This is a genomic window from Streptomyces sp. SID1328 (genome assembly GCF_009865595.1).
Taxonomy (GTDB): Bacteria; Actinomycetota; Actinomycetes; order Streptomycetales; family Streptomycetaceae; genus Streptomyces; species Streptomyces griseoluteus.
In genome coordinates this window covers 1-8893 of the sequence record NZ_WWKH01000271.1, presented here as the reverse complement: position 1 = coordinate 8893, position 8893 = coordinate 1, and the positions used below count along the sequence as shown (strand labels likewise).

8 protein-coding genes and 1 pseudogene are annotated in these 8893 nt (G+C 66.1%); 4 read left to right on the top strand and 5 right to left on the bottom strand.

Going from position 1 to position 8893, the window contains the following annotated elements; genetic code table 11:
- Positions 1-502 precede the first annotated feature (502 nt).
- Both GT030_RS36270 and GT030_RS37305 read right to left on the bottom strand, forming a co-directional pair.
- Entirely contained in the window at positions 503-940 is a 438-nt protein-coding gene (locus GT030_RS36270) for a response regulator transcription factor (RefSeq protein ID WP_237522264.1), read from the bottom strand.
- 1087 nt (positions 941-2027) lie between these two features.
- Positions 2028-2177 (bottom strand): hypothetical protein, encoded by a 150-nt coding sequence (locus GT030_RS37305; RefSeq protein WP_346009592.1) that lies wholly within the window; start codon positions 2175-2177, stop codon positions 2028-2030.
- On the opposite strand from GT030_RS37305, the gene GT030_RS08135 reads away from it, so the two are divergent.
- Both GT030_RS08135 and GT030_RS08130 read left to right on the top strand, forming a co-directional pair.
- Complete coding sequence (locus GT030_RS08135; RefSeq protein ID WP_346009591.1) at positions 2152-3993, top strand: Ig-like domain repeat protein; 1842 nt, start codon at positions 2152-2154, stop codon at positions 3991-3993. The genes GT030_RS37305 and GT030_RS08135 overlap by 26 nt on opposite strands.
- 729 nt (positions 3994-4722) lie before the next feature.
- Entirely contained in the window at positions 4723-5328 is a 606-nt protein-coding gene (locus GT030_RS08130; RefSeq protein WP_161200503.1) for a hypothetical protein, read from the top strand.
- Between the two features lie 535 nt (positions 5329-5863).
- Here GT030_RS08130 and GT030_RS08125 read toward each other — a convergent pair.
- Positions 5864-6352 carry a CAP domain-containing protein gene (locus GT030_RS08125; RefSeq protein WP_346009590.1) on the bottom strand — a complete coding sequence of 163 codons (489 nt, stop codon included), beginning with the start codon at positions 6350-6352 and terminating at the stop codon, positions 5864-5866.
- A 256-nt stretch (positions 6353-6608) separates the two neighbouring features.
- Here GT030_RS08125 and GT030_RS08120 point away from each other — a divergent pair, with 256 nt between their 5' ends.
- Both GT030_RS08120 and GT030_RS08115 read left to right on the top strand, forming a co-directional pair.
- Complete coding sequence (locus GT030_RS08120) at positions 6609-7142, top strand: hypothetical protein (RefSeq protein WP_237522262.1); 534 nt, start codon at positions 6609-6611, stop codon at positions 7140-7142.
- Between the two features lie 95 nt (positions 7143-7237).
- Entirely contained in the window at positions 7238-7555 is a 318-nt protein-coding gene (locus GT030_RS08115; RefSeq protein WP_161200501.1) for a hypothetical protein, read from the top strand.
- A gap of 29 nt (positions 7556-7584) precedes the next feature.
- Here the strand turns inward: GT030_RS08115 and GT030_RS35530 are convergent, their stop codons facing one another.
- Positions 7585-7761: a hypothetical protein gene (locus GT030_RS35530; RefSeq protein ID WP_202459838.1), complete on the bottom strand. Its 177-nt coding sequence runs from the start codon at positions 7759-7761 to the stop codon at positions 7585-7587.
- A 751-nt stretch (positions 7762-8512) separates the two neighbouring features.
- Positions 8513-8893: pseudogene (locus GT030_RS08105) on the bottom strand (ATP/GTP-binding protein); the annotation flags it as partial.

The following is an 8893-nucleotide window of genomic DNA, read 5'->3' as shown; positions in this document are numbered from 1 at the left end:
GTGCCGCCGGAGGATGTGCCGCCCGGCGTGGTGCCGCCCGGCGTGGTGCCGCCCGGCGTGGTGCCGCCCGGCGTGGTGCCGCCGGAGGACGTGCCGCCCGGCGTCGTGGTCGGCGGTGCCGGTACGGTCACGACGATCGGTACGTAAATGACCTTGGTGCCCTGGCGCTTAGCCCGGTACTTGTAGCAGACGTACACGTGGTGGCGCTTCTTGTAGCACTTGACCGGTTTCTCGTGTGCCGCCTGGACCTTTTGCGGCGGGGCGGCACTGGCTTCGCTCAGTGTTGTGCCGCATACTCCGGCCGCCAGGCAGGAGGACGTAACCACTGCGATACCCGCATTCCGCGCTATTTTTTTCCTCATGACCCATCAAGCCTCGATTTGCTGAGAGCTGTTTTGCGTCATCGGACAAACGGGCGAATCGGCCCGGTCCGACCCATTTGAGCATCAGCTTCGCGGCTCGTACGGACAAGAGGGAGAACGACCCAGTGGCGTGGGTGGAACTACCCCTCCGATGAGATGTCCGTCGTCTGATCCTGCTTGAGCGCTAGGCGGGCGAGGTCGACTCTGCGGCGGTAACCCGTCTTGCTCGCCAAGCGGTCGAGGTGGGAATGGACGGTGTGTTGACTGATGTTCAGGCGCACCGCGATTTCACGGTCGGTGGCACCACTGGCGACCAGTTCGAGGATCTGCCTCTCCCGGTCCGTGATTTTGACGGAATTTTTGAGTAGGAATTGGTTGTCGAAATGGGCGGAGAAGTGACTTCCCCCGGAAGCGACGGCCCGTACTGCCGCCAGCAGCTCGCTCTCGGCCGCAGACTGGCTTACATATCCTCGGGCCCCGGCCTCGAGGGACAACAACAGATCGTCCTGCGTCCCGGAAGGCGAGAGGACGACGACGAGAGTTCCTCGCTTGCGCAGCCGGCCGATCAGGCCGACCATGTCCCGCGTGCCTGTGTGCAGGTTGACGATGGCGACATCCGCGCCGTTCAGGTCATTCTCGCCCGTGGGCTCGACGAAGGTGCTTCGCAAATCGGCCGCCCCGTCGATCACCTGCTTCAAGCCTCGCCGTAGAAGCGGACAGTCGGAGATCACCGCTACATGCGTCATCGAGGTTTCCATAACAGTTCGGGACGCCGGCCGCATGCCGGAGTCGGGCCATGCGAGGAAGTGGCCCCGCATCGCTTCTTTACAATCGCCGGGGCGTGATCGTGGTGCACCTCGACCTAGCCCGTCCGGGACGTGACGCCGGGCTCCGGCGGCCGACACCGCCTTGGGCGCCCCGGCGGGCTTGGCCGGGATCGGCGCACCGGTCCGGCAGGCGTGGAAGCACTCCGACAGCACGATCGCGACACTCACGCTGGATGCGATCGGCCGTGTCCCGTGGTGGCCGGAGGAACGTCGAGAGGTGACGGGGAAGCAAGCCGCTTCAGGGCGTACCAGGCGCCTTCTGCCGCCTCCCGCTGTAGATCGTCGTCGTACGGGCACGGCCATGCATCAGGGCCGTAGACAGCACGCCGCCAGCCGAACGGGTCGTCCCCGAGCATGACAGCGGGTGCGTCGCAAGGAGTCACCTCGACGGTCACCTCGGCAAAGCGAGCCCATCGACTTGTCAGGCGCAGGAGTCGGAACGTCCCTTCCACGACAGGAGTGTCCCGCAGCAGACGCCCCCTACGACCACCGGGGCAGTAGCCCCCATGACTGCCTTCGACGAACCGTAAAGTTGACCATAAGAAACGACCTCCAAGAGGCGCCCTGCACCGTCCGCGGCCGCACGTGGCTGCCGCCCGGAAGATCAACGCACATCTGGACCATATCGCCCGGCAGGACCACGGGAATAGGGCATTAGGAGACGTCAAGATACTGGTAACGCGACCGACGACCTTACTGCAGAAGAGGCGCCCCCTTCCCCGGTCCGCTCCCCAACTGAGGGTGCTGCGTGGGGTGTCGGAGCCCTAGCCTACGCTTCACTCACCGGCCAAGGGGCCGGCACAGGCTGCACTCACAGCAGTCACACGCCCATGGGGGGTCAAATCACCGTGCGCATCCGCACACTTTCGGCTTCTGTCGCGACGGCCGCCCTTTTCAGCTCCGCGGTGCTGGCGGCCGGACCGGCGGCCGCCGACACCAGCGGGCCGATCAGCGTCGGCACCGTGAACGACACCGTCGTCGACGGCACCCACCAGCACCTCTACATCAGCGGCGACAGCACGATCTCCGTCGTGAGTTACACCGGCAAGGTGCTCAACAAGCTCACCGGCCTGCCCCAGGTGTCCGACCTTCAGCTGAGTCCGGACGGCAGCGCCCTATACGCCGCGGTCACTGGAGCGGACAAGATCGTCGCGTTCGACACCACGACGCTCACGCAGACCGCCGAGTACCCGACCGGCGCCGGGACGGCACCGCGCTGGATCGCCCTCACGGAGGGCCGTATCTGGTTCGGCTACGGCGACCAGTGGGATTCCGGGCTCGGCCGCATCGACCTGACCGCCGACCCGGCCACCGTGACCCTCGACCTCGCCGGCGACCACGACTTCGCTACTACGCCGAGGCTGTTCGCCGACCCGGCGAACCCCGACACCCTGGTCGCCCTGGACCCCGGCATCAGCAGCGGGCCGATCATCGTCTACGACGTGTCATCCGGTACGCCGGTCATCCGCGTCGCCGCGAACGAGGGCGGCTTCTACCGGGACGGCGCGCTCATGCCGGACGGACAGTCGATCGTCGTGGCCGGGCCAGGCAACCGGGCGGTCACCGAATACCGGCTCTCCGACCTGCAGATGGTGCACGAGTACCCGGTCAAGGACGAGCCGGAGACCGTCAGCGTCGCCCCGGACGGCACGGTCGCGGCGACCGCGCTCGACACCGAGAACACCGGCGACACCTACGTGTTCCCCGGTGGCGCGGACGCCCCGGCCAGCGTCCGCAACCTGTCGGACGCGTGGATGCCGTGGGGCGGGCACTCGACGGCCTGGTCGGCGGATGGCACGAAACTGTTCGTGCTGACCGGGACCTCCGAGTTCAGGGACTTCGAGACCGTCACCGAACCGCGCAAGTACGTCGCCAAGCTCACCGCCGACGCCCCGACCACCGGCACGCGCGCCAAGACACTCACCGTCAAGGGCACGCTCACGACCGGTCTGAAGCTGCCGGCCGGCACCCTGCTGAACGTCGTGCGCACCGACCTGCTGTCCCCGTCGGGCAAGTCGCTCGGCACCAGGACGCTGGGCGCGAACGGCACGTTCTCCTTCACCGACGCGCCCCCGGCCGGCGGCAAGGTCCGCTACACCGTGACCTACCCCGGGGACGCCACGCACACCCCGGCATCCGCCTCGGACACCGTCAACGTCACCCGGGTCACGCCCGCCCTGACGCTCACCAACAACAAGAAGGCGTACGACTACGGCAAGAACGTGGTCTTCACCGCCCACCTCGGCACCACGTACAGCAACCGCACGGTGGAGATCTGGGCCGACCCGTACGGCGCAGACAAGCCCAACAAGCTGCTGAGGACTGGCAAGACCGATTCGCACGGCAACCTGTCGGCCACCGTCACCATGTCCCGGGACACCGCCGTGACCGCCGTCTTCAAGGGCGACGCCCGCTACACCGGACGGACCGTCAAGTCCACCGCCTACGCACACGTGAAGATCGCCAGTTCACTGTCCAAGTACTACCGCACCGGCACGATCGGTTCGACCCGCTACCGCTACTACCACAAGAACACCGACGCCGTCCTGACCACCACGATGACCTACTACAAGGGTCGCAAGGAGCGCCTGGACCTCCAGGTCTACTCAGGCGGCAAGTGGTACACCACGGCCTCGGAGTACTTCTCCCTCGGCACCAGCGGCAAGTCCATCGTCAACCTCGGCCACGCCGGGACGTCCGGCATACGCGCCCGGGTACGCACCTCATACATCGACCCCTCCTCGGGCGACAACGTGAACACCACCACGTACGGCGCCTGGAACTACTTCTACTTCACCAGCTGACACAACGAACAAGAGACGAGAGCGGCGGGGACAACCCGCCGCTCTCGTCTCCCCCGGGCGGGGGGCAGCCGCATCACAGGTCCCGCGGTGGCCACTTCATGTCGAGTGCGTATTCGCAGTGCACCTCAAGCCGACCGGTCAGATCCACACGCCTTCGACGTCACAGATTGACTGAATGTGACCGCTCGTGCCGAGGCCACCCCAGCCCCGGCAGGCTGCGCAGTTCGGCGATCCGCAAGATCCGCGCAAAGACCAGGAACAGAAGGACCATGGCCATGCCGCCAGCAGCCAGCGAGAGCGCTGGCGTCCACGAGGCCGATGCCAGGCTCTGGTCGCAGGAGCGGGCGATGAACCAGCCAGCGCCCCCGGCCGCGGTGGCAGCCGTGGTCAGTTCTACGTAGGTGCGACTGATCCGTCGGCCCGCAGCAGCCCGCCGTCATGCTCCGCGAGTGGGGCGCGGAACGTTGTTCTCCAGACACGCTGCCGCGGGCGCGTCAAAGCAGGCCTTCGATGTCGATGGAAGACGGTCGGCGGGCGAATGCCCGTGTCGGCCGGTTCGGTGGAGGGCGTGACCGGTCCTGAGCGTGCGTACCCCGGATATCGTCCGCGCGTTTTATGTACCGTCAAGCCACCCGCCGATCCTCGCGGTCATCCCCGCAGGCACGAACTGCGTGCCACCGGCTCGGAGTTGGCTTTTGTCGATGTCGCCATAGGAACAGGAGCACGTCCATGCGTCTCTACGCCCAAAGCCCAGCGCGCCGGGGTCGTCAGCTGATCGCGGATCTGATCGCTCTGCTCCTGACCGCGAGCACGGTGAAGTTCGCCCTGGTCGTCCGTGACGCGATCCTGACGTTGGCCGAGCCCGGGCGGAAAGCCGAGAGCGCGGGCGACAGTCTTGCCTCCAGTCTCGACGATGCGGGCAACGCGGCCTCGAAGGTCCCGTTCGTCGGTGACTCGTTGAAGAAGCCGCTCAACTCCGCGGCCGAGGCTGGCACGAGTCTCTCCGATGCCGGACAGTCGTTGCAGGACACCGTGGGCCATGTCGCCACGCTCACGACGATCGCCCTGATCGTCGTTCCGACCGCCGTGATCCTGGTGTTGTGGCTCGTTCCACGGCTGCGGTGGATCCGGCGGAGCGCCACCACTCGTCGCCTTTTCGATGCTCCCGGTGGTGCCGACCTCCTCGCGCTGCGTGCGCTCACCGGGCCGCAGCGGCCGCTGGTCGCGCTTGCCACGCCGCAGGGCGGCCTGGCTGACGCCTGGCGTCGCGGGGACCCTGACGTCATCGCCGACCTGTCGACGCTGACGTTGCGACGCGCGGGTCTTCGACCCTGACCGGGGGCGGCGAGCAAGAGGCGGAGCCGGTCGCACCTGTGCACCTGGTCCCTGGAACATCATGCAGGACGCCGTCGGGACTCCCCCCAGACTGTGATGTCGCCCCCGCGCCCGCAGGGATGGCCCGCGCGAACGGTCTGGAAAACGGCGTCTTCGTGGGTCGTCCCCGCGCCCGCGGGGATGCTCCGGCGAAGGCGAAGGTCCGCAAGTCGGCCCCGCGTACGCGGGGATGGCCCGGCCGGACCCGCACACCGCGAGCGCGGCCACCAGTCGCCCCTGCGCCCCGGGGGATGTTCCGCTGGCCGCGCTGCTCGCGACCGAGCAGACCATGTCGCCCCTGCGCCCGCAGGGATGCTCCCCGGTTCTGCCTCCTCCCGGCGTCAACGGCTGAGTCGCCCCCGCGCCCGCGGGGATGGGCCGACATAGGGTGTGACCTCTCCGGCGCTGGAACAACCAGCGGGCCACCAACGCCAGGGCGCCCTTCGCATGGGCCGGCTTAGGCGCCGAGCACGGCATGGACCGGCGGGCGTCTGTGTCAGTGGTGACACGTTCCGAAGTCCACCACGTAGGTACCCGGGTTTACCTCCCCGATGATATTTCTGTCGGCCGGCGCCCCCCAGGTACCGATTCCGATTTGCTCAAGCTGAGGATCCAAGATTATTTCGCGGTGCCCGCCGGTGCTGACGTTCATCCACCAGTTCACGGCTTCTCTCGGAGTCCCCTTGCCGTCGCCGTCAGTGTAGGCGATTTCACTATACTTATAGAACCGTCGCGGTGTAGGGCAGTACCCTGCCTCGGACACTCTTGTCTCAACGGTCGAATGTGTCTCCGGATTGACATGCGGGTCGGCACCTTTTCCCCACCACTTAATTCGCACTGCTTCATTAGTGTGTTTCTGGGCAGCGCTCGTGAGGGCTGGGTTATCCACGACAGGTGACAGTCCACGCTTAGTACGCTCGGCATTGATGAGACACATCACTGCCACATTGATGAACAGGTTGCCTGGGAACTTGGTACTGGCCACAGGAGACTTGTCGTAGTAGCCATGCGATGCAACTTGGGTGCACGCATCTGCGGCGGTGGCCGTCGGTGCAGTAGGCGGAATCATTGAGACGGCTACTGCAATACCGACCCCACATGTCAAGGGAATTCCTTTGCGCCGACGCAAAGGAACCACCTCCCTCGCGATCTGGCGTCGTTGCATTTCGACATACCAAGCCTACGCGCCATCAGTTGGTACCGCATCATCAACAGCAGTAGCGCGACTCAAGAGAAAGGTTATGTGCAAGCGGCTCATCAGTTGTTCGGTGAACGATTTACGGAATTGGCGCCTCACGCCGGACTGCTGCCTGGGTCTCGCGCTCTTCCCGCGTCACCCTGTCGCCCACGCGGCCGTCATCCTGCCGTACTTCCGTAAAGCCCAGCGAACCGCCTTCTTCCGCAGCCAGCTTGAGAAGCTAGAAAAGATCGGCCACAGCTGGAGGGCCAACGCCTCCCATGGCCCGGCCCTCCGTCTGTTCCCCGAGTTCGGCGGGCTCGCCGCCGTTCCCGCCGACGTGCGCGTGGAGATCGTCCGCTGGATGACCCTGTGCTACATCGGCGAAGAGGGCGGCTACGGCACGATGGGCCGCCACCGCAAGGTCTTCTACAGCAACAGTGCTGCGCCTCTGATCGAGCAGCTGTTCAAGGATGCCCGCGAGATCATCCGTGATGACGTCAGCGGCCTTCAGAAGGACCGCAGCGTGAAGCGGGCCTGTGCCGATGAGTACGTTGCCCGGCGCTTCCAGGACCTTCTGGACCTGGTCGACGCCTGACAGGTTCGGGCGCTAGGAAGATGACTCCCTGGCCAAGTGATGCGTCGACGCATTCAACCTGTGGCAATCTAGATCCCATTGGGGGGGATCAACTGATGACCACTTACGTATGCACGGCGTGTCCATTTCAGGCTGAGGGCCTCGAAGATCTGCAGCGGCACTCGCAAGAGACGGGCCACGTCGGCATCTGCAAGAGCGAGGCCGCGCCGACTGGAGGCAAGCTCTCCAAGCTCACTAAACGTCTGCTGGTAGCTCAGCGCGTGACCGTTACCGCCCTCGGAGCTTCCATCTGGGCATGCACGTACCTGTACGCCAAGTGGCAGGGCGCAGAAGATGAGATCGCCTACCTGAAGTCACCCAGTGGTGCAGGCCACAATCTCAAAAACCAGGACAAGGGTCGAGACAAAGAGTGAGCTGGGTGGGGCGAGGCCTGCGCCGCTGTTCACCAGTCGTCGGGTGCGCTGCCCACCCACGCGATCGGTCGGCCCTCGCTGTTGCGGCCCCAGTGCGGTTCCTCCATCGAGGTCTCGTGTCCGTCGGGCAGGACGCAGATTCGCCCCCAGCGGCCGTGCTTGCCCGCGCAGACCTTGGTGAGCCGGGTCGCGTCGCCCGCCGCCACGGTCCTGGTCGTAGCGGTCCTGGAACGGATGGAGATGGGCGCCCGGCTCCATGCCCAGCTCCGTCTCCGCCGCCTCCGCCTGGTCCCGCGCCTTCCGCACCCCTGGGTCGGACAGCACAGCGGAGATGACGGTGTCCGTCTCCGCGACGGCCCTGGTGCGCGCGTGCCTCCCTCCGGCGTCCTGCACTCGCTGCTCCCCGGGCCTCCTGGTCGCTCGCGCTCATCACGCCGCTCCTTCCGTGGCCGCCCACTCCAGCCCGAGGGCGGCGAGGGCGGCGCTGTACAGGAGCGGTGTTTGTGATCATAGGAGTGTGGTCTGGCCTGGACTGATCAGTTTGGTGCGCGGCTTTGGCTGGCTCGTGGTCAGGCCGAGCGGGCGCCTCGGCGGCCGTGTGTTTATGGGGTGTCAGGTCGTTCTGGTCTTCTGACGTGCACCTTTGTCACGTAGCGGGCGGTGCTGATCAGGTGGTGTCTTCTGCGCTGGTGCGGGCTCTTCGCCGCGCGCCCGTCCGCCGGGGTGGGTAACGCTCGGAGGTGGGTTTGTTGGTGTGTCGCGGGCTTGCTGGCCTGGGGTGTTGTGGGTTTGCTGAGAAGTCGCGTGGGTGGTTAAGGCGGGGTGGGCGGCGGTTTGAGCTGGGGTTGTGCGTTCTGTATGGAGTCTGGCCGGGGTGGGTTGTAGGTAGCCCGAGCGTGTAAAGGCTCGTTTGGTGTTTGTGCTGGTCAGGCTGTTTTGCCTGTTCGGTGGGTGGGGTTAGCGCCGTCGTGTGGGGCGGTGGTGGGTTTCGGCAAGGTGGTCGAGTCGTACGGCGTCGAGGGCGGTTTTGGTGATGCGTTCGGTGCCGTCGTGGATGGCGGTGATGGCTGTTTGGCGGATAAGCCTTGTGAGTGATCCGATGCGGCCGGCGGTGCGTTGGTGGAGGTAGGGGGCGTGGCGGGGGAGGGTGCCGGGTTTGTGTTGTTCGAGGTCGAGGGCGTTTTCGATGTCGGTGATGACGTCGCGGAAGGGTTGGCGGGTGCCGTGTCGGGCGGGGAGGGGGCCGCAGGTGATGAGGGTGGCGCGTCCGGCGAGTTGGGCGCCGCGGGTGCCGCTGAACAGGGGTGTGTCGGTGACGTTGATGCCGGCGTAGACGAA